General features: G+C 71.8%; 19 protein-coding genes. 10 read left to right on the top strand and 9 right to left on the bottom strand.

Annotated elements, in window-relative coordinates; all coding sequences use genetic code 11:
• Window positions 1-66: 66 nt before the first annotated feature.
• The 4 genes from OHS18_RS18350 to OHS18_RS18335 all read right to left on the bottom strand — a co-directional run bounded on the left by OHS18_RS18350 (window position 67) and on the right by OHS18_RS18335 (window position 3,365).
• On the bottom strand, window positions 67-1,389 hold the full coding sequence (locus OHS18_RS18350; protein ID WP_328617861.1) for an MFS transporter: 1,323 nt from the start codon (window positions 1,387-1,389) through the stop codon (window positions 67-69).
• 69 nt (window positions 1,390-1,458) lie between these two features.
• Complete coding sequence (locus OHS18_RS18345) at window positions 1,459-1,896, bottom strand: MarR family winged helix-turn-helix transcriptional regulator (protein WP_328450988.1); 438 nt, start codon at window positions 1,894-1,896, stop codon at window positions 1,459-1,461.
• Between the two features lie 73 nt (window positions 1,897-1,969).
• Window positions 1,970-3,025 carry a hypothetical protein gene (locus OHS18_RS18340; protein WP_328617860.1) on the bottom strand — a complete coding sequence of 352 codons (1,056 nt, stop codon included), beginning with the start codon at window positions 3,023-3,025 and terminating at the stop codon, window positions 1,970-1,972.
• Window positions 3,026-3,044: 19 nt separating this feature from the next.
• Window positions 3,045-3,365 (bottom strand): hypothetical protein, encoded by a 321-nt coding sequence (locus OHS18_RS18335; RefSeq protein WP_328617859.1) that lies wholly within the window; start codon window positions 3,363-3,365, stop codon window positions 3,045-3,047.
• A 56-nt stretch (window positions 3,366-3,421) separates the two neighbouring features.
• Here OHS18_RS18335 and OHS18_RS18330 point away from each other — a divergent pair, with 56 nt between their 5' ends.
• Complete coding sequence (locus tag OHS18_RS18330) at window positions 3,422-6,043, top strand: valine--tRNA ligase (RefSeq protein ID WP_328617858.1); 2,622 nt, start codon at window positions 3,422-3,424, stop codon at window positions 6,041-6,043.
• A gap of 139 nt (window positions 6,044-6,182) precedes the next feature.
• On the opposite strand, the gene OHS18_RS18325 is transcribed toward OHS18_RS18330, so the two are convergent.
• Window positions 6,183-7,085 (bottom strand): LysR family transcriptional regulator, encoded by a 903-nt coding sequence (locus tag OHS18_RS18325; RefSeq protein ID WP_328617857.1) that lies wholly within the window; start codon window positions 7,083-7,085, stop codon window positions 6,183-6,185.
• An 89-nt stretch (window positions 7,086-7,174) separates the two neighbouring features.
• On the opposite strand from OHS18_RS18325, the gene OHS18_RS18320 reads away from it, so the two are divergent.
• Together OHS18_RS18320 and OHS18_RS18315 are read left to right on the top strand one after the other, a co-directional pair.
• Complete coding sequence (locus OHS18_RS18320; protein WP_328617856.1) at window positions 7,175-7,951, top strand: alpha/beta fold hydrolase; 777 nt, start codon at window positions 7,175-7,177, stop codon at window positions 7,949-7,951.
• 12 nt (window positions 7,952-7,963) lie between these two features.
• Window positions 7,964-8,767: an alpha/beta fold hydrolase gene (locus OHS18_RS18315; RefSeq protein WP_328617855.1), complete on the top strand. Its 804-nt coding sequence runs from the start codon at window positions 7,964-7,966 to the stop codon at window positions 8,765-8,767.
• Between the two features lie 63 nt (window positions 8,768-8,830).
• Here OHS18_RS18315 and OHS18_RS18310 read toward each other — a convergent pair whose 3' ends face one another.
• Window positions 8,831-9,715: an SGNH/GDSL hydrolase family protein gene (locus OHS18_RS18310; protein ID WP_328451001.1), complete on the bottom strand. Its 885-nt coding sequence runs from the start codon at window positions 9,713-9,715 to the stop codon at window positions 8,831-8,833.
• An 87-nt stretch (window positions 9,716-9,802) separates the two neighbouring features.
• Entirely contained in the window at window positions 9,803-10,432 is a 630-nt protein-coding gene (locus OHS18_RS18305; RefSeq protein ID WP_328617854.1) for a class I SAM-dependent methyltransferase, read from the bottom strand.
• A gap of 74 nt (window positions 10,433-10,506) precedes the next feature.
• Between OHS18_RS18305 and folC the strand changes: the two genes are divergently transcribed.
• Window positions 10,507-12,162, top strand: a complete 1,656-nt coding sequence (folC, locus tag OHS18_RS18300; protein WP_328617853.1) for a bifunctional tetrahydrofolate synthase/dihydrofolate synthase — start codon at window positions 10,507-10,509, stop codon at window positions 12,160-12,162.
• A gap of 47 nt (window positions 12,163-12,209) precedes the next feature.
• Window positions 12,210-12,569: a DUF4233 domain-containing protein gene (locus OHS18_RS18295; protein ID WP_328458843.1), complete on the top strand. Its 360-nt coding sequence runs from the start codon at window positions 12,210-12,212 to the stop codon at window positions 12,567-12,569.
• 1 nt (window position 12,570) lies between these two features.
• On the opposite strand, the gene OHS18_RS18290 is transcribed toward OHS18_RS18295, so the two are convergent.
• Window positions 12,571-14,928 carry a penicillin acylase family protein gene (locus OHS18_RS18290; protein ID WP_328617852.1) on the bottom strand — a complete coding sequence of 786 codons (2,358 nt, stop codon included), beginning with the start codon at window positions 14,926-14,928 and terminating at the stop codon, window positions 12,571-12,573.
• A 166-nt stretch (window positions 14,929-15,094) separates the two neighbouring features.
• Here OHS18_RS18290 and mdlC point away from each other — a divergent pair, with 166 nt between their 5' ends.
• Complete coding sequence (gene mdlC, locus OHS18_RS18285; RefSeq protein ID WP_328451009.1) at window positions 15,095-16,681, top strand: benzoylformate decarboxylase; 1,587 nt, start codon at window positions 15,095-15,097, stop codon at window positions 16,679-16,681.
• Between the two features lie 106 nt (window positions 16,682-16,787).
• On the opposite strand, the gene OHS18_RS18280 is transcribed toward mdlC, so the two are convergent.
• Entirely contained in the window at window positions 16,788-17,798 is a 1,011-nt protein-coding gene (locus OHS18_RS18280) for an ABC transporter substrate-binding protein (RefSeq protein ID WP_328617851.1), read from the bottom strand.
• A 718-nt stretch (window positions 17,799-18,516) separates the two neighbouring features.
• On the opposite strand from OHS18_RS18280, the gene ndk reads away from it, so the two are divergent.
• The 4 genes from ndk (at window position 18,517) to OHS18_RS18260 (ending at window position 24,153) form a co-directional block, all read left to right on the top strand.
• Window positions 18,517-18,927, top strand: coding sequence for a nucleoside-diphosphate kinase (gene ndk / locus OHS18_RS18275; protein WP_328451012.1), 411 nt, complete (start codon window positions 18,517-18,519; stop codon window positions 18,925-18,927).
• Between the two features lie 49 nt (window positions 18,928-18,976).
• A complete protein-coding gene (locus OHS18_RS18270) occupies window positions 18,977-19,708 on the top strand; it encodes a maleylpyruvate isomerase family mycothiol-dependent enzyme (RefSeq protein WP_328617850.1) in 732 nt (243 codons plus the stop codon).
• A gap of 126 nt (window positions 19,709-19,834) precedes the next feature.
• Window positions 19,835-23,167, top strand: a complete 3,333-nt coding sequence (locus OHS18_RS18265) for a phosphodiester glycosidase family protein (RefSeq protein ID WP_328617849.1) — start codon at window positions 19,835-19,837, stop codon at window positions 23,165-23,167.
• Window positions 23,168-23,208: 41 nt separating this feature from the next.
• Window positions 23,209-24,153 carry an ABC transporter ATP-binding protein gene (locus tag OHS18_RS18260; RefSeq protein WP_328617848.1) on the top strand — a complete coding sequence of 315 codons (945 nt, stop codon included), beginning with the start codon at window positions 23,209-23,211 and terminating at the stop codon, window positions 24,151-24,153.
• Window positions 24,154-24,184 lie beyond the last annotated feature (31 nt).

The following is a 24,184-nucleotide window of genomic DNA, read 5'->3' as shown; positions in this document are numbered from 1 at the left end:
TTCCCTAGGAAAGATGCGCCGTCACCCCCCGTGAGACGTCACTTTCGCTAGGAAAGATGCGTCGCCTCACGCGGATTTAACGTCGGCGGCGGCGGTGGTAGCGCGCAGTCCGCGGTCGACGACGGTGACCACGAGCAGGGCGGCGCTGATGACGATAAGTGCGATCGCCAGCCGGTGCAGCCCGGCCGAATCCGCGTGCGGGCCGTAACAAAGCGCGATGAGCGTCGAGGCGACGATCGCGCCGAGGTACTGGGCCGTGCGGAACAGGCCGCTCGCCGTGCCCATCTGCCCGGCCGGGGCCTCCTGGTACAGCGTCGTCTGGTTCGCGACGCTGGTCAGGCCCTGCGCCAGGCCGAACAGCGCGGCCAGCGCCAGCAGCGCGCCGACCCAGGTGCCGTCGTGGACGAACAGCAGCAGGACCGAGCCGCCGGCCAGCGCGACGGCGACCGTGATCAGCCGGGCCTTGATCCCGGTGCCGCGGCCGGAGAAGGCGGCGGCGCACACCGCCGTGCCCGACATCGGCAGCAGCATCAGCCCGGCGGCCTCCGCGCTGAGGTGCCGCGCGGTTTCGAGCCACTGGACGTAGCCGAACATGATCGCGTAGATCGCCATGAAGCTCAGCGCCTGCCGCAGGTAGGTGCGCAGGATCGCGCCGTTGGCCGCCAGCATCCGCAGGTCGAGGAACGGGGTGCCGCGGTGCAGCTCGACCAGCGTGAACGCGATGGCGAAGGCGGCGACGACGGCGAGCAGCCAGAGGTCGGCGCCGGGGTTCATCAGGAAGAACAGCAACGCCAGCAGCGTCGCGGAGAACAACACGATGCCCAGGACGTCGATCGGGGTCGCGGTGCGCGCCCCGCGGTCGTCCTTCGGCACCCACAGCAGCGCCAGCACCAGCGACAGCCCGGCGAGCGGGATGTTGACGGCGAAGATCGCCGGCCAGCCGAACAGGCCGATGAGCAGACCGCCCAGCGTCGGGCCGATCACCATCACCGTCTGCGCGGACATCGACAGCAGCGACAGCACCCGCGCGGGCACGCCCTGGCCGGACGCTTCGGCGTGGTGGCGCAGGACGGCCATCGCGGCCGGGAACCCGGCGCAGGTGCCCAGCCCCAGGACCACCCGGACGCCGGTCAGCCAGCCGACCGAGAGCGGGATCATGCCGGCGATCCCGGCGACGATCACCAGCACCGCCCCGCCGAGCAGGACCCGGCGGGCGCCGTAGCGGTCCACCAGCAGCCCGACCACCGGCTGCCCGACCGCGGTGGCCAGGTAGAGCGCCGAGATCAGCCAGGCCGTCCGGCCGGGGCCGGCGCCGAAGCTCTGCCCGATCGGCACGAGCGCGACGGCGATGAGGGTGGAGTTGATCGGGTTGAGCACCGCCCCGGCCACCAGCGGGGTGACCAGGCGGGCGCCGAACTTGGCGGGAGCGGTGAGGGTGGTCGTGAGGACTCCTTCGGTTCAGTGCTGGGCGACGCGCTGCAGCAGCGGCAACGCGCGGACGACGGTCTCGAGCTCGGCGGGGGACAGCTCGTCCACCAGCGCCTGGGCGAGCCACTCCTCGCGGTGCTGGAAGACGCCGCGCACGGTGTCGGTGCCGGCGTCGGACAGGCTGATCACCACGCGGCGCCGGTCGGCCGGGTCGGGGGTGCGGGCGAGGTAGCCCAGCTCGTCGAGGACGCCGAGGGTGGCGGCCATGGACTGCTGCCGCACGTGTTCGGCGGCGGCCAGTTCGCCCTGCGTGGCGGGGCCTTCGCGGTGCAGCCGGTTGAGCACGGCGGACTGCGACGGCGTCAGGATCCCGGCGTTGTCGACCTGGCGCAGCCGCCGGTGCAGCTGCCCGACGACCCCGCGGATCCAGCCGGCGTGCTCGGCGACGTGCGGTGGTACTTCACCCATACCCACAGTCTAGACTGCACAGCCCAGACTGTGCATCTGGCTGTGACGCACTCCTCGGCGGGAGTGCGGGAGGTCAGTCCTTGCAGCCGTGGACGTCGGGCATGGGGAGGCTCGGGTCGTAGGCGCCCGGCACGTCCTGGTCGTCGCCGGGCAGCCCGGGCTGGTCCGGGTTGGCGTAAGCGGGCGCGAGATAACCCTGCTTGAGCGCCTCGCAGCCGATCGAGTCGTAGAAGCTCCCCCCGCCGTCGCCGGGCCACAGCCCGCGGCTGCCCGCCGCGAAGTTCTTGCCCTGGCGGACGACGTAGCTCTCGTCCGACCGCACGAAACTCACGATCTCCCACGGGCCCTGCAGCCCGTCGGGGTGGACGTTGTCGAAGGCGTACGCGGTGACGTACTTGACGTCGACCACCAGCTCGCCCGGTTTCGCGCCGGCCTTCGCGGTCATCGAGCCGAACGTGCGCGGGCCCTGGTCGAGCAGGTGATAGCCGTCGGCCAGCTCGGTGACGTAGGCCGAGAAGTCGGGCTTGGTCCCCAGTTCCTTCGCGATGGCGCCCTGGGAGTCCTTCGCGAAGAGCGTCAGGACGCCCTTGGTGTCGTGCCGGTCGAGCACGGCGGGGTCGAGCCGCGCGGCGGTGATCGCCTGCTTGACCTTCGCGTAGGCGTCACCGACCTGCGGGGCGGTGAACGACCCCACCGCGGCCGGCGCGGGGGCGGTGATCCCGTCGATGCCCTTCTTCCAGACGTCCGCCGGGGTCCGCGCATACGCGTGCTTCAGGTCCACCGGCGCGTACTGGGCGACCGAGGTCGGGTTGACCGTCGTCGGCACGGGCGTTTCCGGCGTGTCCGCTTCGCTCGCGGGCGTGCGACGGCCGAGAGCGACGATCACCGCCGTCGTCACCGCCAGGATCAGCACGAACGCGATCAGGCCCCACCGCCGGCCCCGGCCGGGCGACGGCGCGTTCCGCCGGGCGCGCTTCTGCTGCTTGCGGAACTTCTTCCGGTCGCTCTTCGCCCCCAGCCAGGCGTCCGTCTGGGCGTGCTTGCGCCACTCCGGGTCCATCAGATCCGGGTGCGTTTCGAGCAGGTTGTCCTCGTCCACGTGCTTCCCCCACAGTCGATGACTGATCATCGACGGAAGCGCGGGTTCGTTACGCGGAAGTGTGCAGTGAGGCGCCGAAGAACAGGAACGGGTCCTCGTTGACGCCGACGCCCTGGACCTGGTGCACGACGACGGCCGCCGCGACCAGCGCGACGACCAGCAGCAGGGCGAGCAGCCCGGGCCACCGGCTGCTGCCGGGCCGCTGGGTGCCGCCGGTCCGGCGGTCGCGCTTGCGGCGTTTCCTCAGGTCCTTCTTGGCGCCCAGCCAGGCGTCCCGCTCGGCGTAGCGCTGCCAGTCGGGGTTCATCAGGTCCGGGTGCGTCTCGAGGCGCCGGTCGTCCGGATCCTGCGGCTGGTGAGGCTGTGCCATCCCGAGTGCCTTCCCCCTGGGTGACCCGCCGTGACGGGTTCGTAGACTTGTCCATTGTGACCGAGAACGCTCCGCAGCAGACCACCGACCTTCCGGGTGCCTGGGACCCGGCCGCCGAGGAAGCACCGATGTACGACCGCTGGGTAGCGGCCGGGTACTTCACGGCCGACGCCTCGTCGGAGAAGCCGCCGTTCTCGATCGTACTGCCGCCGCCGAACGTGACCGGTTCCCTGCACATGGGCCACGCGCTCAACCACACCCTGATGGACGCGATGAGCCGCCGCCGTCGCATGCAGGGCTACGAGGTGCTGTGGCTGCCGGGCATGGACCACGCCGGCATCGCGACGCAGAACGTCGTCGAGCGCCAGCTCGCCGGGGAAGGGCTTTCGCGCCACGACCTGGGCCGCGAGAAGTTCGTCGAGCGCGTCTGGGAGTGGAAGGCCGAGTACGGCGGCCGGATCCTCGGCCAGATGAAGCGCCTCGGCGACGGCGTCGACTGGTCGCGTGAGCGCTTCACCATGGACGAGAACCTGTCGAAGGCCGTCCAGACCGTGTTCAAGAACTTCTTCGACGAGGGCCTGATCTACCGCGCCGAGCGGATCATCAACTGGTGCCCGCGCTGCCAGACCGCGCTGTCGGACATCGAGGTCGACCACAACGACGACGACGGCGAGCTCGTGTCGATCCGCTACGGCGACGGCGAAGACGCGATCGTGGTGGCCACCACCCGCGCCGAGACGATGCTGGGCGACACCGCGGTCGCCGTCCACCCGGACGACGAGCGCTACGCGCACCTGGTCGGCACCACGGTCGAGCTGCCGCTCACCGGCCGCCGCATCCCGATCGTGGCCGACAAGCACGTCGACCCCGAGTTCGGCACCGGCGCGGTCAAGGTGACCCCGGCGCACGACCCGAACGACTTCGAGATCGGCCGCCGGCACGACCTGCCGATGCTCACGGTGATGAACGAGCGCGCCGAGATCACGGTGAAGGGCCCGTTCGAGGGCCTGGACCGGTTCGAGGCGCGGCCCGCGGTCGTCGCGGCGCTGCGCGAGCTCGGCCGGATCGTCGCCGAGAAGCGGCCGTACGTGCACGCCGTCGGGCACTGCTCGCGCTGCGACACGGTCGTCGAGCCGCGGCTGTCGCTGCAGTGGTGGGTCAAGGTCGAGGAGCTGGCCAAGCTGGCCGGCGACGCGGTCCGCGACGGCCGCACCAAGATCCACCCGCCGGAGCTGGGCAAGCGGTACTTCGACTGGGTCGACAACATGCACGACTGGACGATCTCGCGCCAGCTGTGGTGGGGCCACCGGATCCCGGTCTTCTACGGCCCGGACGGCGAAGTCGTCTGCGTCGGACCGGACGAGCAGCCGCCGTCGGGCGAGGGCTGGACGCAGGACCCGGACGTCCTGGACACCTGGTTCTCCTCGGGCCTGTGGCCGATGTCGACGCTGGGCTGGCCCTCCGAGTCGGAGGACCTGGCCAAGTTCTATCCGACCAGCGTGCTGTCGACCGGTTACGACATCCTGTTCTTCTGGGTCGTCCGGATGATGATGTTCGGCGTGCAGCAGATGGACGGCCAGCAGCCGTTCGACCACGTCTACCTGCACGGGCTCATCCGTGACGCGCAGGGCAAGAAGATGTCCAAGTCGCGCGGCAACGTGATCGATCCGCTGGAGTGGATGGACGCCTACGGCGCCGACGCCACCCGGTTCACCCTGGCCCGCGGCGCCAACCCGGGCGCGGACATGGCGCTGGCCGACGAGTGGGCCGCGGGTTCCCGAAACTTCTGCACGAAGCTGTGGAACGCCACCAAGTTCGCGATGATGAACGGCGCCTCGGTCGCCGCGCCGCTGCCGCCCGCTGCTGAGCTGACGGAGTCGGACCGCTGGATCCTCGGCCGCCTCGGCGCGCTGGCGTCCGAAGTGGACGGCCTGTTCGAGGACTTCCAGTTCGCCAAGGTGGCCGGCGCGCTCTACCAGTTCACCTGGAACGAGCTGTGCGACTGGTACCTGGAGCTGGCGAAGGTCCAGCTGTACCAGGGCGATGACGCGCGCGTTTCCGCCACTCGCGCGGTGCTGGGCCACGTGCTGGACACGGTGCTGCGCTTGCTGCACCCGTTCATCCCGTTCATCACCGAGAAGCTGTGGACGGCGTTGACCGGCGGCGAGTCCCTGGTGATCGCGGCGTGGCCCGCTCCCGCGGCCGGTTACGCGGACGCGGTCGCCGACGCGCACATCGCGGACGTCCAGAAGCTGACCACGGAGATCCGCCGCTTCCGCGCCGACCAGGGCCTCAAGCCGGGCCAGAAGGTCGCGGCCCGCTTGGGCGGCTACACCGGCGGTCACGAAGAGGCGATCCGGTCGCTGGTGCGCCTGACCGCGCCGTCGGACGAGTTCGCGGCGAGCGCGTCGCTCGAAGTGGCCCTGGCGGACGGCGTGGTCACGGTGGAACTGGACCTCTCGGGCACGGTGGACGTCGAGGCGGAGCGCAAGCGCCTGCAGAAGGACCTGACGGCGGCTCAGAAGGAGCTGTCCCAGACGGAGGCCAAGCTCGGCAACGAGGCGTTCATCGCGAAGGCCCCCGCGCCGGTGATCGACAAGATCAAGGTCCGCAAGGAAACGGCGGTCGCGGACATCGACCGCATCACCGCCCGCCTGGCCGCCCTCCCGGCTTCCTGACGCCAACGGTGGAAAGGCGGCACTTTCGTAGGAAAAGTGCCGCCTCGCGAAACCCCCGGACGCCACTTTCCTAGGGAAAGATGCGCTTCCCGACGGGAGATTGTCGTACCCCTTCGGTAGCGTGGAAAACGGGGGCTGCTCAGCGCGATTCGGTCTCGCGGGCGGCTTCGATCAGCGCCACCAGTTCCGGCGTCACCCGCTGGTCCGCGCGGGTCACCAGGTACGTCGGCATTCGCGGTGCCGGGTCGCGCAGGGGGCGGAACGCCACCCCGGGCACCGGCAGCAGGTTGGCGTGCGCGCGGTAGAAGACCGTCCAGTGTGGACGGCCGTAGCCGAGCGTACCCAGGGTGTCCTGTGCGGTGGTGAAGTCCTTGCCCAGTACCGGTTCGAAGCCCGCTTCGCGGCAGCAGGACAGCACCAGGTCGTACAGCGGCTGGTTCCGTGAAGGCGGGCTCAGGCGTGCCGGCAGGGAAGCCAGATCCGCGAAGGCGACCACCTCGCACGAAGCCAGCGGGTGCGACGCGGGCAGGGCGACCATCACCTCGTCCGTCCACAGGGGAGTGAAGTCCAGCCCGGAACCCGGCCAGGACCCGCGGACGATCGTCGCGTCCAGCGAACCGTCGCGGACGCGTTGCAGCCGTTGGGTTGTCGGTGCGTGGACCAGCTCCAACGCAGCCGAAGGCGCGAGACGGGCGAACGCGTTCAGCAAGAGATCCAGCCGGTCGCCGAGGCCTTCGCTCGTGCCCAGGCGGACCAGCGTGGCCGAGACGCGGAACTCCGCCACCGAATCGGCCGCGCGATCGGCCGCCGCCAGCACCGCCCGCGCGTGCGGCAGGAACCGCTGGCCCGCCTCGGTCAGCGACACGCTCCGCGTCGTCCGGCCGAACAGCGAAACGCCCAGCTCCCGTTCCAAGCGCCGCACCTGCTGGCTCACCGCGGGCTGGACGATGTGGAGCCGCTCCGCCGCCCGCCCGAAGTGCAGCTCCTCGGCGACCGCGAGGAAGTACCGCACCTGCCGCAGCTCCACCGTGCCCCCATTCATCAGCGTTCGTGATCAGTGTAGGAGCGGAGTGCCCATCGGAAAACCCGCGCCCGGGCGGTTGGCTGGAAGCCGGAAGAAAGGAACCGGACATGCCCTACCTGCACGTTCGCGGCACCCGTCTGCACTACGAAGACGCCGGAACCGGCCCCGCCCTGCTGCTCCTGCACGGCTGGGGGACCAGCGGCCGCGCCTGGCAGTCCTGCCTGCCCGACCTGGTGCGCGACCACCGCGTCGTCACCCTCGACTGGCGCGGGTGCGGCAAGTCGGATCACCCGCTCGAGGGCAACACGATCGACGGCCTGGCCGCCGACGTCGCCGCGGTGATCGAAGAGCTGGGGATCGAAGGCGCCGTGATCGTCGGCTCCTCGTTCGGCGCGGTCTTCGCCACCGAGGTCGCCCTGGCCCGCCCCGAGCTCGTCGGCGGTGTCGTCGCGGTCGACGGGCCGGCCTACTGGCCCGCGGCCGCGATGCGGGAAAAGGTCCTCGACCTGCGCGAACGGATGGCCGACGACCGGATCGGCACCCTCGCGGAATGGGTGCCGAGCTGGTTCGCCCCGGGTGTCTCGCCGGGCGTGGTCGACTGGACCGTGCGGCAGCTGGCGGACTCGAGCGTCTACAGCGACGACCTGTTCACCGAGGTGACGACGTACGACCCGCGGCCGCGGCTGCCGCAGCTGACCGTCCCGATCGCCTACCTGCACGGTGAGCTCGACACCGAGATCCCCCTGGAGGTCCCGCGCAGCTGCGCGGCCGCCACGCCGGGGGCGCGGGTGCACGTCATCGCCGGCTGCGGGCACATCCCGCACCAGGAGAACCCCCGCGCGTTCACCGCGGCCCTGCGCGCCGCCCTCCCCGTCGCCGTCTGAGGAAGGAAAGCCATGCCCACCGTCCCCGTGACCCTCGCCGGCGGGGAAGCCGCCGTGCACTACGACGTCGACGGCCGCGGTCCCGCGCTGCTCCTGCTCCACGGCACGGCCGCGTCCCGCGAGCAGTGGGGGCCGCTGACGGCGCTCGCCCGCGACCGCTTCACCGTGTTCGCCCCGGACTTCTCCGGCTCCGGGCTGACCACCGATCACGGCGGGCCGGTCGACGTCGCCGATCTGGCCGCCGAGGTGCTGGCCGTGCTGGACGACGCCGGGGTCGCGGCCGCGCACGTCGTCGGGCACTCGCTCGGCGCCGTCGTGGCCGCGCACCTGGCCGGCACCCACCCGGACCGCGTGCGTTCCGCCGTGCTGCACGCGGCCTGGCCGGTCACCGACGTCCGCCAGGACGCCGAGTTCCGCTACTGGCTGGAGCTCCTGGCCGACGGCCCGGCGGCGTTCGCCCGGATGCTGCCGCTGATGGCGTTCGGCCCGCGCTACTGGTCCACGGCGACCGCGGCGGGCAACGAAGCGCTGGTCGCGGACCTCGCGAAGGTGATCCAGCCGGGCACCGATCGCCAGACCGAAGCCGACCGTCACGTCGACCTCCGGCCGGTGCTCGGCGCCATCACCGCGCCGACGCTGGTGCTCGGCAGCGCGCACGACCGGATCGTCACGGCCCACCAGCAGCGCGACCTGCTGGCGGCGATCCCCGGCGCCCGCGCCGCCACGATCGACGCCGGCCACGGCGCCCCGGCCGAGCTGCCCGACGAGTTCGCCCAGCTGGTCCTGGACTTCGTGTCCGCGACGGTCTCCGTCTGACCGAAAGCCGTGAGGGGCACCCTCAGGGACGCAGAGTCCCTGAGGGTGCCCCTCACGCGCGAATCAGCGGGCCTGCTTGAGCACCACCGCGGCCACACCGGCCATGCCTGCCTTCAGCGGGTGGTAGGCCGCCGCGGCGAAGACGTTCTGGTTCTTGCCGTTGATCCACGCCGAGCCGCCGCGGGCGCAGGCGTCGTGCCCGCGGGACGGGCCGAACGTGTCCACGTAGGTGGCCTTGCCGTCCGCGTCGACGGCGTCCGACAGGGCCTGGTTCAGCTCCTGCTCGACCTCGTTCAGCCAGCCGTAGTCGCCGTCGGCGAACGGCAGGACGTCCGGGCAGTAGCCGCTCGGCGGCGCGATCCGCGGGTAGCCGACGACCAGCACCCGCGCGCCCGGCGAGCGCTGGTGGATGGCGGCGAGCACGGCCTCGACGCGCGGCTCGATGTTCCCGATGGCCGTCTTCACCGTGTTGACGCCGTTGGGCGTGAAGTGCTCTTCGCACGGGCTGCCGGTCGGGTCGCCGGCCCGCAGGCCCGGGCACGTCCCGACGATGCCGCCGAAGACGCCGAAGTCGTTGCCGCCGATGCCGAGGGTGACCAGGTCGGTGTCGATCCGCAGGGCGCCCAGCTGGGGCGGGTTGGTGCCGTTGAACGGCACCGACTGCGGCCGGGTCATGTTCGTGGTGTCGGCGCCGGCGCAGCTGACGTCGTCGAAGTCGCCGACGCGGAGCGCGTCCGCCAGCACCGACGGGTAGTTCGCCGTCGACCTCCCGCAGCCGAGCGGGTCGGTCCGCTGGACCGGGATGAACGGCCCCGAGGTGTAGGAGTCGCCGAGAGCGACGTAGTGGTGGATGCGAGAAACCGAGAGCGCCGCCGACGCCGCGGTGGCGGACGCGGGAAGCAGGATGGCTGCCGAGACGACGGCGACGAGCAGCCGGGTGATGCGCATGAAAACCCCGTTCTGTTCTGAGAAAAACTCCCTCCACATCTAGCGAGCACGGGGTGGTGCGGGGGCGGACTTCACCCGCCCGTGGTGTCACAACGGGTGATCGACTTCTGGCTCACGGTAAGTGATCAGGGTGCGCCAGAACAGCAAGGGCCGGACCGTGCTCCCGGGCAGCAGCCGGGCCGCGTCGCGCCGCACCTCGGCGACCGAGGGGAACCGGGCCTGCGTGGGGGCCCGTGGCCCGTCGTCCCCGCCGCCGTTGAGCCGCTCGCCGGCGTAGACGACCAGCCGGGCCAGCGCGTTCGCGGGCACCGCCGCCAGCTCCCGCAGCCAGTCCCGCGGGCCGCTCGGCCGGGCCGGGGTCAGCACCACGAGCACCCCGCCCGGCACCAGGGCGCGGCGCAGCTTGGTGACCGTGCCGAACGGCACGTGGTGCAGGGACGCGAGGCACGAGATGTAGTCGTAGTGCTGCTCCGGCAGGTCGTCGGTGGTGACGTCCGCCTGCCGGTAGACGATCTTGCCCGGGCCCGGCGACCCGAGGCCCGACGCCGCTTCCACCATGGCCGCCGACACGTCGAGGGCCTCCACCGCCATCCCGGTCGCGGCCAGCCGCCGCGCGAACCGGCCGGTGCCGCAGCCGACGTCCAGCGCGATCCCCGGCCCCGGCGGCAGCTGGTCCAGCAGCAGCGGGTGGTAGTGGTCGTTGTGGTTGAACGGCATGCGTCGAGAGTGCCACCAATCGCGCACGTAGACTCGACGGGCAAGTGCGAAAACCCCAGGCCGGAGGAGATTCAGTGCCGCAGGATGAGACAGGTCGCAGGCCGGACCTGTCGGATCTGGACAGCTTCGCGGGCGTCGACGAGCTGGGCGCCCAGGGGTACGAGGACGACGACGACACCGACCCCGAGCTGAACGCGCGGGACACCGCGTTCGACGCGGGTGGCGGCGCGCGCGGCGGGATCGGCGGGATCGGCCAGCTGGGCGACAACCTCGCCACCGGCCCGGTGCCCGACATGATCACCGCCGAGGACGCCGAGCTGCACGAACTCGACGACCAGGGCATACCCGAGGCGTACGGCCACCCGGACGGCCCCGAGGCCCGCCGTGAGCTGATGGCCGTCGAGGCCGAGCTGAACCAGCGCTGGCCGGAGACGAAGATCGAGCCGTCGCTGGCCCGCATCTCCGCGCTGGTCCAGCTGCTGGGCGAGCCGAACCGCGGCTACCCGGTGCTGCACGTGGCCGGCACGAACGGCAAGGGCTCCACCGCCCGGATGATCGACGCGCTGCTGACCCGGATGGGCCTGCGTGTCGGCCGCTACACCAGCCCGCACCTGCAGCTGGTCACCGAGCGGATCGCGCTCGACGGCCACCCGATCTCCGCCGCGCGCTACGCCGAGCTGTGGCACGACCTCGCGCCGTACGTGGCCATGGTGGACGGTGCCGCCGCGGACGGCGTGGCGATGAGCAAGTTCGAGATCCTCACCGGGATGGCCTTCGCCGCCTTCGCCGACGCGCCCGTCGAGGCCGCGGTGGTCGAAGCCGGCCTGGGCGGCGCCTGGGACGCGACGAACGTCGCGGACGCCGAGATCGCCGTCATCACGCCGATCGGCCTCGACCACATCGAGTACCTCGGCCCCGACATCCTCGGCGCGGCCAAGGAGAAGGCCGGGATCATCAAGCCCGGGTCCGTCGCGGTGATCGCCGAGCAGGACCCCGAGGTCCTGAAGGTGCTGCTGGACCGCGCCGTCGAGGTCGACGCCGCGGTGGCGCGCGCCGGCAGCGAGTTCGGCGTGCTCGAGCGCGAGATCGCCGTCGGCGGGCAGATGCTGAAGCTGCAGGGCCTCGGCGGCGTCTACGACGAGATCTTCCTGCCCCTGCACGGCGCCCACCAGGCCCAGAACGCCGCGCTCGCGCTGGCCGCGGTCGAGGCGTTCTTCGGTGCGGGCAAAGACAAGCAGCTGGTCATGGAGGCCGTGCGCGAGGCGTTCGCGGAGGTCGAGAACCCGGGCCGGGTCGAGCGGGTCCGCGCGGCGCCGACCGTGCTGCTCGACGCCGCGCACAACCCGCACGGCGCCCGCGCGCTGGCCGCGACCGTGGCCGAGGAGTTCGCCTTCCGCCGCCTGGTCGGCGTCGTCGGCGTGATGGCCGAGAAGGACGCGCGCGGCATCCTCGACGCGCTGGAGCCGGTGCTGTCCGACGTCGTCGTCACACGCAACTCGTCCCCGCGGTCGATGCCGCTGGAAGAGCTCAACGACCTGGCGATCTCGATCTTCGGGGAAGACCGGGTCGTCGCCGAGACCGATCTGCAGACCGCCGTGGAGACGGCGATCGCGCTGGTGGAGAGCAGTGACGACCCCGAAGAGGCCCTCGCGGGCGGCGGCGTGCTGGTCACCGGCTCGGTCGTCACCGCGGGCGAGGCGCGCACGCTGTTCGGGAAGGAGCCGGCGTGAGTGAGACCCCGGAAACCACGGAAACCGCACCGAAGCCGAAGGACCCGATGAAGGGGTTCCGCGGCGTGATGTCGGGGATGCTGATCCTGGAGGGCATCACCGTCGCCCTCGCGCTGCCGGTGGTGAACAAGCTGGGCGGCGGGATCGGCACCGGCACCGGCTGGACCGTGCTGGGCGTCGCGCTCCTGCACGTCGTCCTCTGCGGGTTCGTCAAGCGGCCGTGGACGGTCCCGGTGCTCCTCGCGCTGCAGGTCGTGCTGATCGCGCTGGTGTTCTGGCTGCCCGCGATCGCCGTGCTGGGCGTGATCTTCCTGGCGGTCTGGCTGTGGCTGCTGTGGCTGCGCAAGGACGTCGCCCGCCGGCTGGCGGCCGGCACCCTCGCGAGCCAGCAGCAGCCCCAGCCCTGACTCACCGCAGGACGACGACCCGCAGCGCGGGGGAGCGCAGGATGTCGGCTTCGCAGAAGCGGTCCTTCACCCACTGACCCCGGCTGTAGAGCTTCGTCTGGTCACTGAAGTACGGCGACTTCGGGTTCGCCGACTGCGAGTAGGTCAGCACCGTCGAGGAGTCGGGGCACGCGTGCCCGCTGAACCCGACCACCTGGATGTAGCTGGACCCGTGCTGGATGTCGACGACCCCACGCGAGGGGTCCCACAGCGGCGTCATCACGTTGAGGATGCCGAGCTGCCCCGGTCCGCCGTGGATCGGGATCCGCTCGCCATTGCGGGTGACGGCCTGGCCGTCCCGCAGCGGCGCGTCCGGCGCGAGCCCGGCCTTGCCGAGGTCGGCCAGCGCGTCCCCGAACGCCTTCTGCACGCCGGGATCCGCCGTGTTCAGCGTGTTCGGTGTGGTCACCGGGGCCTTCGGGTCGAACGGCACGGTGAACCGCGCCGCGCCGCCGAGCCGGACGGTGAACCGGTGGAACAGCAGCGAACCGCGGCTGTCGAGCGAGTACGTGTGATCCCACTTCGCCAGGGCCGCGCACGCGGGCCCGACCGGCTGCGGGCCGGTCGACGACGGGGCCTGCCCGCCGGGGAACGACGCGCACAGCTTCGCCAGGTCCGCCGCCGTCAGGTCGGCGAGCAGGCTGTGGTCGGCGAAGAGCAGCTGCTTCATCGAGTCCGTCGTGAACCCGCCCTTTTCGGCGCTCAGCAGCGCTTCCCGGGTCCGCGGTGAGCGTTCGGTGCCGATGTCGCCGGCGATCCGCGGGTAGCCGGTGATCGGGGTGGCCGCGTTCGCGAGCCACGCGCTGTCGTTCGTGTTCAGCTCGTAGTCCCGGCTTTGCTGCTGCGGCAGCCGCGACGGCGCGAAGATGCCCGGCTCCACCGCGCCGGGGTCGGAACCCCAGCCGCACGACGACTTCGAACCGTCCAAGATGGACAGTCCTTCGGCCGGGAACGTCTGCTGCCCCAGCGGAGTGCTGCACGTCTTCGCCTGCTCATCAGTGACGTGCGGGACGACCTGGACGTCGGAGTACAGCGCGTGGCCCGCCCGGTCGGTGGCGATGGTGTTGACCCACGGCACCCCCTGGGTGCTGCTCAGCGCGCGGGTGATGTCCGCCGTGCTGCGCGCCTGGTCGAGCTCGAACCAGGTGTTGAGGCCGCGCAGGTTCGTCGCGTTGGCATCGCGCACCGCGTACGCCGACTTCGCCGTCCACGGCACCGGGATCCCGGCGACGTCGCCGATCACCGGCCCGTACCGCGTCGACCAGAACGTCTGCCGGACCGGCTTCAGCGAGCCGTCGGCCTGGCGCACCTGGACCGAGACGTCGCGCGAAGTCATCTTCTCGGCCTTGCCGTCGACCAGGTAGGTCGTCGGGTCGCCGGGCTTCAGCGGCACTTCGAACAGGCCGAAGGTGATCGGCGTGGACACGGTGTGCGTCCAGGCCGCGTCGGCGGTGTGCCCGATCTGGATGAACGGCATGCCGAGCAGGCTCGCGCCGGCCACGTCGAACCGGCCCGGGATGGTCAGCTGGCTCTGCCAGAACCGGCGCCCGGCGTGCCACGGGTAGTGCGGGTTGCCGAGCAGCACACTGCCCTTGCCGGCCGCGGTGCTGTCGGCGCCGATCGCGATCCCGTTGCTGCCGAGCCCGCCGCCGCCGAGCGTCTCCCGGACGCGCGTCGCGAGCTGATCCGCCGTGCCGGGGGCCGGTGTCGCGCTCGTGGTGGGTGGCGCGGTGAACAGGCCGTCGGTGATCGCGCCCTGTCCGCCGGTGATCGCGATGGCGTAGTAGTGCCGGTAGAAGTCCTGCTCGGTGATCGGCCGGACCCAGTCCGCGCCGCGGCAGGCCGGGTCGGAGATCCCGGCCCGGCCGGTGCGGGCGAGGTAGGCGTTGAACCCCCGGACGTAGCCGGAGACGATGTCGCGGACCTCGCGCCGCGGCCCGAGCGGCGCGGGCTGCGCGACCAGCCGGTCGACGACGTGGGAGTCGTTGATCCGCTGGAAGAACAGGTCGCTGTGCAGGTTGCTGCCCGCTTCGGACAGGGACGGGTACCCCTCGCCCTCCGGGCCGAAGTACTTCGAACGCTGCGCGGTCACCGTCAGGTAGATGTTCGCGAGCTCGCAGACGTTGTCGGTCGCCGCCGCGAAGCCGTACCCGTAACCGAGCCCGGCGAAGTCCTTCGCGACGATGTGCGGGACGCCGTGTTCGGTGTAGCGGAGGACGGCCCTGCCGCCGTCCTGGCCCGCGTCCGCGATCCCGGTGCCCAGCGTGGTGGCGGCGAGTGCCGCAGTCAGCACCGCCAGGGTTTTCCCGAATGGTCTCATCTGACCCCCTTGTCGTGCTCGCCACGCTACCGACGGCGAGCTCGCGCGACATGGGGGAAATCCCCCGGGATCCGGGCGGCGCGTCCGGAGCGGATCGCCCGCTCACCGGCGTCGGGGCGGCCTTTTGGGGGCTTTCCTTCGCAAGGCTAAGCGTTAGTCTGTGGGCATGATCAAGCGTACGGTGCTGGACGCCACCCGTGAACTCCTCCGCGACCTCGGCCTCACCACGGTGTTCGGCAATCCCGGCACGACCGAAGTCCCGTTCCTGACCGACTGGCCGGACGACTTCGACTACATCCTCGGCCTGCAGGAGTCCGCCGTTGTGGCGATGGCCGAGGCCTACTCCCAGGCCGCGCGCAAGGCCGTGCTCGTCAACCTGCACTCCGCGGGCGGGGTGGGGCACGGGCTCGGCAGCCTCTACACCGCGTACAAGAACCGGACGCCGTTGATCGTCGTCGCCGGCCAGCAGAGCCGCTCCCTGCTGCCGCACGATCCGTTCCTCGGCGCCATGGACGCCCCCGAATTCCCGAAGCCGTACGTGAAGTGGTCGATCGAGCCCGCGACCGCCGAAGACGTCCCGGCCGCGCTCGCCCGCGCTTACCACATCGCGACGCAGGCGCCGTCCGGTCCGGTCTTCGTGTCCGTCCCGGCCGACGACTGGACCGCCACCACCGAACGCCCGATGATCAACCGGGCGCGGATCCGGGGCTTCGCACCGGATCCCGAGGCCGTCGCCGAACTCGCCGCCGCGCTGGAGGCCGCCGAACGGCCCGCCATCGTCGTCGGCGGGGCCGTCGACCAGGACGGCGCCGTCGAAGAGACGATCGCCCTCGCCGAGCGCGTCAACGCCGGCGTGTGGGTCGCGCCGATGTCGTCCCGGTGCTCGTTCCCCGAGAACCACCCGCTGTTCCAAGGCTTCCTCGACCCCGAGCGCGGCGCCGTCTCCGACCGGCTCGCGCAGCACGACCTCGTCGTCGTGCTCGGCGCGCCCGCCTTCACCTACCACGTCGACCGCGGCCGCGGGGAAGCTCCGCTGCCGCCGCTGTTCATCCTCAGCGACGACGAGCAGATCCTCGCGCGCGCGTTCGAAGGCACCGGGATCCGCGCCACGCTGAAGCTCGGTATCCGCGCGGTCGTCGACGCCGTGGGTGAGACGAGCCGGCCCGCGCCCGCGCCGCTGGAGCGTCCCGCGAAGCCGAGCGGCGAGACGCTGACCGGTGAGTTCGTCTACTCGACGCTCGCGGACCTGTTGCCGGACAACGCGATCGTCGTCGAGGAGGCGCCGAGCCACCGCGGTGTCCTGCACGACCACCTGCCGATCGCCTCGACCGACACGGGTTTCCTCACGGTCGCCAGCGGCACGCTCGGGTACGGCGTCCCGGGTGTGGTCGGCGCGGCGCTCGCCCGGCCGGACCGCAAGGTGATCGGCGTGGTCGGCGACGGCTCCAGCATGTACGGCATCCAGGCCCTCTGGACCGCCGCGCGCCAGGAACTCCCGGTGACGATCCTGATCCTGGACAACACGGAGTACGCCGCGGTCCGCATCTTCGGCGACTCGATCGGCGGCGGGAAGCTGCCGGGCACCGTGCTGGGCGGCATCGACTTCGCCGCGCTGGCCTCGAGCATGGGCTGCCAGGGCGTGACGATCACGGAGCCCTCCGGCCTGGTCCCCGGCCTGACGGCGGCGTTGGCCGACTCGCGTCCGACGCTGGTGCACATCCGCGTCACCTCGGCGGAGAAGTCGCCGTACTGACGCGGTAGTTCCTTCGGTCCCACCGAAAAGGCCGGCCCGGCCGACGACCTCCCGAGCGGGAGGAAGTCGGCCGGGCCGGCCTTTTTCGCCGAGCGGTTCCGCTAGCTCAGCTGCCCGCTTGGGGGGCGATCATCGACGAGGCGTCCACCGCGGTCGTGATCGCGCCCATCTGGAGCATCAGGTCGGGCACGCGCTGGAGGCGCCGGGGGTCCAGCTTGGCGGTGAAGGCGGGCAGGTTGAGCAGCTTCGCGGTGCCTTCGTCGATCTTGGCGTACTTGACCAGGATCGGCTCGATCTTGGACCGGTCCGCGGCGGTGTCGCTGGTGGCCTTGGCCAGTGCGCGCTGGAAGGCGGCGAGCGTCTTCGGGTTGGCCTGCACCCACTTCTTGGTCGAGGCGTAGCCCGACAGCGGGAAGTCCTGCGTCGCGCCGGTGTTGACGTCGACGACCGGGATCGCGCCGGCGGTCTTGGCGGCCTGCGACAGGAACGGTTCGGGCAGCAGGGCCGCGTCGACCTGACCCGCCGCCAGGGCCGCCGCGACGTTCGGGAACGGGATCTGGGTCCAGTTCACCTTGTCGATGGGGACGCCGTGGTCCTTCATCAGGGACTTGGCCAGCAGGTCGCTCGCGGTGTTCTTGGCGGTCATCGCGATCCGCTTGCCGGCGAGGTCGTTGATCGTCTTCACCGGCGAGTTCGGCACGGTGACGATCGCGAAGGACTTCGGGCTGATCGACGTCGCGTCCGAGACGAACTGCAGGTCGGCCGCGCCGGTGCTCTTCGCGACGAAGAACGGCATGTAGCTCGAGATCGCGATGTCGGCCTCGCCGGAGATCGCCTTGGTCATGGACGCCTGGCCACTCGCGGCCGTGACGGCTTCCACCTCGAGGCCCTCGGCCTTGAAGTAGCCGCCGTCCTGGGCGAGCCACAGCGGGGCGGTGTCGATGGTGGGCAGGATCGCGACCTTGATCTTGGTCTTCTCCAGGCCGCCGCCCCCGGACGACGAGGTGTTCGAGCTGTCCGAGCCGAGCGCGCTGCAGCCGGTGAGGGCCGTGGCGGCCGCGACGACGAGGGCGAGCCCGAGCGTGGTGCGGCGAGTGCGAACCCGGCCTCTGCTCATGGCGTTTCCAAGCAAGGCCTGCTCCTTGAAGAATGTGGCGGTTGGTGTACCGAATCCGATGGGAGTGTGTGACTCATTCTCGGGAGCCACGCGGGCCACTGTAGAGAAGGCGACAGCTCGCTCACAACGGGTGTGATCAATACTTGACTAGGTGACACACGTCACTCTTTCGCCTTATGGCCTAGATCCGTTGGGCTACTTGCCGTAGCGGTCTTACCCACAGTAGGGCCAATGTCGTGAACAGGACACGGCGGAGCCTCGCGACTTCGGGTGGGCCGGCTCTCGGCGAGGGTCGCCTTCGCGACACCGGCGCGCTGTCTTCCGCGTCCGCGCCGAGGGCCGATGTTGCGCACGGTGAGTGGCCGGTGACCGGTTCGTTCTGGTGAAATCTGCTCTTCAGGGCGGCAAGCGGGCTCGCTCCGGCCGGCGAACCGGGCCGTCCGCTCCGGACGCGACGTCGTCCTCATCCGCCTCGCCCCACCGTGAACGAGCATCGGCCGGCCCGGCTCCGGCGCGGGGCAACGGGACTTTCCCTTGGCGCTGCGCGAATCGAAGCGGCACAACGACTCTTCGGCGCTCGACGGCAGGAAACGCCTTCACGGCTTTTTCACACCACCGTCCCGGCTGCCCGGTTTGTGACCACGACTACGGAGGCGGCCGAGGGGGTCGGCTAGGCTCCGCGCACCGACACGCAACCGCAACAAGGAGAAATTCCGTCGTGACTGAACGCACGCTGGTCCTGGTCAAGCCCGATGGCGTCGCGCGCGGCCTCGTCGGCGAGGTCATCTCGCGGATCGAGCGCAAGGGCCTCAAGCTCGTCGCCCTCGAGCTGCGCACTGTGCCCCAGGCCCTGGCCGAGGAGCACTACGCCGAGCACAAGGAGCGTTCGTTCTTCGGCGAGCTGCTGGAGTTCATCACGTCGGGCCCGCTGGTCGCGCTCGCCGTCGAGGGCCCGCGCGCCATCCCCGCGTTCCGCCAGCTGGCCGGCGGCACCGACCCGGTCGAGAAGGCCACCCCGGGCACCATCCGCGGCGACTTCGCCCTGGAGACCCAGTACAACCTGGTCCACGGCTCGGACTCGGCGGATTCGGCCGAGCGCGAGCTGAAGCTCTGGTTCCCCGACCTGTGATCGGCCCCGGGGCCACCCTCGGGTGGCCCCGGCCCGCCCCGGAGACCCGATGACGACGATGCCGTTCCCGGCCCGTGACTACCTGCCCGTGCTGCGGGAGCTGACCGGCGGGTTCGCCGAGGTCCTGCGCGCCGCCGACCCGGCCGCGCCGGTGCCGGACTGCGCGGGCTGGACCCTCGCCGACCTCGCCACGCACCTGGGCAACGTGCACCGCTGGGCCGCTGCCGTCGTCACCACCGGTGAATCGCAACGGCAGAGCTTCGCCGACGACCCGGGTGCCGACCTCGTGTCCTGGTACGCCGCAAGCGCCCGGCAGCTGGTGGACGCGCTCGAAGCCGCCACCCCCGAGGACCCCTGCTGGCACTTCGCGGGCACCGGGAAGGTCAAGGCCTTCTGGTTCCGCCGTCAGGTCCACGAAACCGCCGTCCACCTGGCCGACGCGCACGCCGCGGCCGGCACCGCCGTCGCGCTCGACCCGGCGGTCGCCGCGGACGGCGTCGACGAGGTCCTCACCGCCTGGCTCCCGCGCGTCACCCGCTGGCACGCCCCGCCGCCGCTGGCCGCGCCCCTCGCGCTGCGCACCACCGACACCGGCGACGCCTGGACGCTGCACCCGGGTGAACCACCTGCCCTCGGTCCGGCCACCGGCTCCGTCGCGACTGCCGAGGCCACGGCGCAGGACCTCCTGCTGCACCTGTGGAAGCGCACGGCCCCCTCGCCGCGTCTCACCGGCGACACCGCGACCGCCGAACAGTTCCTCCGGGCACCGTTCACGGCCTGACGCGGTAGCTGTTCTAGACCATTCAGGCGGCGTTCACCGCGAAGCCTTCCCGTGGCCGCGTCGCTGCGCTGTGCTGGTCCGGCTCACTCTCACTCGATACTGGGGTACCCGGTGAAGAAGTCACGCATGGTGCTTTCCGGCGCGCTGATCTCGCTGTTCGCGTCGGTGCTCGTCGTCCCCGCCCACGCCGATCCGCTCGCGGCACCGCTGGGCACGCCGCCGATCGAGGCCGCGCCCGCCGCGTCGTCGGCCCACGAAGGCCCGGCGACCTTCGCCGCCGCGGACCCCGACGACGGCCTCGTCACCGGCAGCGCCACCACCGAGGTCGCGCCCGGCCTGGACCTCACCCAGTTCGACCGGTACGACCCGGCGGGCTGGATCCGCGGCGACACCCTCGCCGTCGACCTGGGCAGCAAGGTGCTCCGGCCGACGTACCTCAGCCCGGGTACGGTTTCCGCGCGCACGCCGCTCTCGCAGCAGGTCGCGCGCGCCGGCGCGGTCGCCGGAGTGAACGGCGACTTCTTCGACATCAACGCCACCGGCGCGCCGATCGGCGTCGGCGTCGACCACGGGCAGCTGCAGACCGCGCCCGCGTCGGGGCACAACCTCACGGCGTCGATCACCGACGAGGGCAAGGCCCGGCTGGCTTCGGTGTTCCTCGAGGCGACCGTGACGCTGCCCGGTGGTGCGGTCGAGGCGACGAACTTCAACAGTCCCGTCCTGGACCGCGACGCGATCGGCGTCTACACGCCGTTGTGGGGCGCGTCCGGCCGCGCGACGTCCGTGGCCGGAGCCACGCGGGTCCTCGAGGTGGAGCTGCGCGGCGGCGTCGTCACGCAGGTGCGCACCGCGCCGGCGGACGGCCCGATCGCGGCGGGCACGACGGTGCTGCTGGCCCGCGAAGCCGGTGCGGACGCGCTCGCCGCGCTGCAACCGGGCGACGCGGTCGGCGTCACCTACGCGCCGCGCACCGACGCCGGGAAGATCGCGGTCGCGGTGGGCGGCAACGAAGTCCTGCTGCGCGACGGCGTCGTGCAGCCCGTCGACAACGTCGCGATGCACCCGCGGACCGCGGTCGGGTTCTCCGCCGACGGCACGAAACTGTGGCTGGCCACTGTGGACGGACGGCAGGCCGACAGCCGCGGCATGACCGAGCTGGAACTGGCGCGGCACATGAAGAGCCTCGGCGCCGACGACGCCATCAACCTCGACGGCGGCGGCTCGTCGACCCTGCTGGCCCGCAACGAAGGCGAGGCGGCGCCGAGCATCCGCAACTCGCCGTCCGATGGCGGGGAACGCCTGGTGCCCAACGGGATCGGCTTCGGCACGGCCCCCGGCAGCGGGCGGCTGACGGCGTTCGCGCCCGCGCCCGCCGTCGCGACGGCGGACGCGACCCGCGTCCTGACCGGCCTGACCCGGCACCTGGTCGCCGACGGCCACGACGAGACCGGCGCCGCGGTCGCCGCCGAACCGCGCTGGACGACGTCCGATCCCCGGCGCGCCACCGTGACGCACGGGGTCGTCACGGGCCACGGCCCCGGCGGGGTCGACGTCGTCGCGAAGTCCGGCCGGGCGTCCGGGAAGACGGCGCTTTCGGTGCTGGGCAAGCCGGTCCGGCTCGGCACGAGCACCGAGCAGGTGGCGCTGTCGGCGGCCGGCGCGACCAGCACGTTCAAGGTGTACGGCTACGACGCCGACGGCTACGGCACCTGGCTGGAGGCCGACGACGTGAAGCTCGACTACGACCACTCGGTCGTTCGCGTGACCCCGGCGGGCGACGGCTACTCCGTGACGGCGCTGACCGCGTCCGGCGCCTCCGCGATCACCGCGACGGCCGCGGGCCTGACCACCCACCTCGCCGCGTCCGTGGGCACGGTCGCCCAGGTCGCGGCGCCACTGGACGGCCCGGCGGGCTGGACCGCGACGGTGTTCCCGGCGGTCGTCGGCGCGGCGCTGTCCGCGGCGCCCGGGCGGGACGGCGGCGCCGGTCTCGCGCTGGACTACCGGCTCACCGGCACGACCGCGACGCGAGCCGCCTACGTGACGCCGTCCGCGGCGCTGCCGGTGCCGAAGGGCACGCAGAAGATCGGCGTGTGGGTGAACGGAGACGGCAAGGGCGCCTGGCTGCGGGCGGAACTGCGCGACGGCGCGAACGTCGCGTCCATTGTGGACCTTGCGCTGAGCGTGGACTGGACGGGCTGGCGCTACGTCGCCGCCGCGGTGCCGGCCGGACTGCCCGACGGCCAGCGGCTGGCCCGGTTCTACGCCGTCGAAAACATGCCGGACCAGCAGTACGAGGGCCGGCTGGTGTTCGACGACCTGACGTTCGAGGTGGCGCCGTCGGCGACGGTGCCCGCGGACCCGGCGCCGCGCGACCCGGCCCTGGTCACCGACGGCGTCCTGACCGGCGGCCTGCGCGTCGCGGTCGTCAGCGACGCGCAGTTCACCGCCGACGACCCGGCGGGCCCGCTGGTCGCCCAAGCGCGGCGGGCGCTGCGCGAGGCCGTCGCCGCGAAGCCGGACCTGGTGCTGATCAACGGCGACTTCGTCGACCGCGGCACCCCGCCCGACTTCACGCTCGCGCGGCGGGTGATTTCCGAGGAGCTGGACGGCAAGGCGCCCTGGTACTACGTGCCGGGCAACCACGAGGCCGAGGGCGGCAACGGGCTGGCCAACTTCCAGGCGGTCTTCGGCGACACCCACCGCGTCGTCGACCTGCGCGGGATCCGGCTGGTGCTGCTCGACTCCTCGCGCGGATCGCTGCGGGCCGGCGGGTTCGACCAGGTCCGGCTGCTGCGCTCGGCGCTCGATTCGGCGGCGGCCGACCGGAACGTGCGCGGGGTCGTCGTCGCGATGCACCACCCGGTGAAGGACCCGAGCCCGACCGGGAACTCCCAGCTCGCCGACCCGAAGGAGGCCGCGCTGCTGACCGGCTGGCTGACCGGCTTCGAGCAGACGTCCGGAAAGCCCGCGGCGTCGATCGCCTCGCACGCGGGCGTGTTCTCACTGTCGCGTGTGGACGGTGTGCCCTACCTGGTCAACGGCAACTCGGGCAAGACACCCGCGGCCGCGCCGGGCGACGGCGGGTTCGTCGGCTGGACGCTGCTGCGCGTCGACCCGGCCGACCGCGCGCAGCCGGTCCGGTTCGAGACCCGGCCGAACGTCGACTCGCTGGCTCTGGCGGGTCCGGCCGAGCTTTCCCGGGGTGCGCACGCCGACGTCCGCGCGACGCTGCGCCAAGGCACCCGCGACGTCCCGGTGTCGTACCCGGTCAGCGCGGACTGGACGGGGGCGTGGGGCACGCACATCGTGTCCGGGACCTGGCCGCCCGCGCCGTGGGACGTCGCGTCGTTCGACCCGTCGACCGGGGTGCTGACGGCACTGCGCCCGGGCGTCGCCAAGCTGTCGGTGACGGTCAACGGGGTGACGAAAACGCTGGTTTCGACCGTTCGCGGCTAAACCGTTCGGTTTTTGTCGGTGGCGGGTCCTATCGTCGGGGTGTGGATCAGACGGAGGAGCAGGAACCGGCGCTGGTGCAGGCCAAGGCACTGGTGAAGCGGTTCGGCGGGTTCGAGGCCGTGCGCGGGATCGACGTCGAGGTCCGGCGCGGCGAGGCGTTCGGCTTCCTCGGCCCGAACGGCGCCGGGAAGTCGTCGACCATGCGGATGATCGCGTGCGTGTCCCCGAGGAGCGACGGCGACCTGCGGGTGCTGGGGCAGGACCCGGACGTCGCCGGTCCGCGGATCCGCGCGCGCCTGGGTGTGGTGCCGCAGCTGGACAACCTGGATGTGGAGCTGACGGTCCGGGAGAACCTGATCGTCTACGCCCGGTATTTCGGGCTGTCGCGGGCGGTGGCCAAGCGGAAAGCCGCCGAGCTGATGGAGTTCGCCCAGCTGACCGACCGGGCCGACGACAAGGTGGATCCCCTGTCGGGCGGCATGAAACGGCGCCTGACGATCGCGCGTTCGCTGGTCAACGACCCGGAGCTGCTGCTGCTCGACGAGCCGACGACGGGTCTCGACCCGCAGGCCCGCCACCTGTTGTGGGACCGCCTGTTCCGGCTCAAGGCCCAGGGCACGACGCTGATCGTCACGACGCACTACATGGACGAGGCGGAGCAGCTGTGCGACAGGCTGGTGGTGATGGACCACGGCCGCATCGCGGCGGAGGGCTCCCCGGCCGAACTGATCAGCCGCTACTCGACCCGCGAAGTCGTCGAGCTGCGGTTCGCGTCGGGGGAGCAGGAGTCGGCGGCATCGCGGGTGGAGGGCCTCGCGGAGCGGGTGGAGGTGCTGCCGGACCGCGTCCTGCTCTACAGCAACAACGGCGAGGCGGCCTTGGAAGGCACCCACGCCCGAGGCCTGCGGCCGCTGTCGAGCCTGGTGCGCCGGAGTTCCCTGGAGGACGTCTTCCTCAGGCTGACCGGCCGAACGCTGGTGGACTGATGAACTCGGCTTCTCTTGGCGCACACCACCG

This window comes from Amycolatopsis sp. NBC_00355 (genome assembly GCF_036104975.1).
Lineage (GTDB): Bacteria > Actinomycetota > Actinomycetes > Mycobacteriales > Pseudonocardiaceae > Amycolatopsis.
The sequence above is the reverse complement of the archived record's forward strand: the minus strand, read 5'-3'. Positions and strand labels throughout refer to the sequence as shown.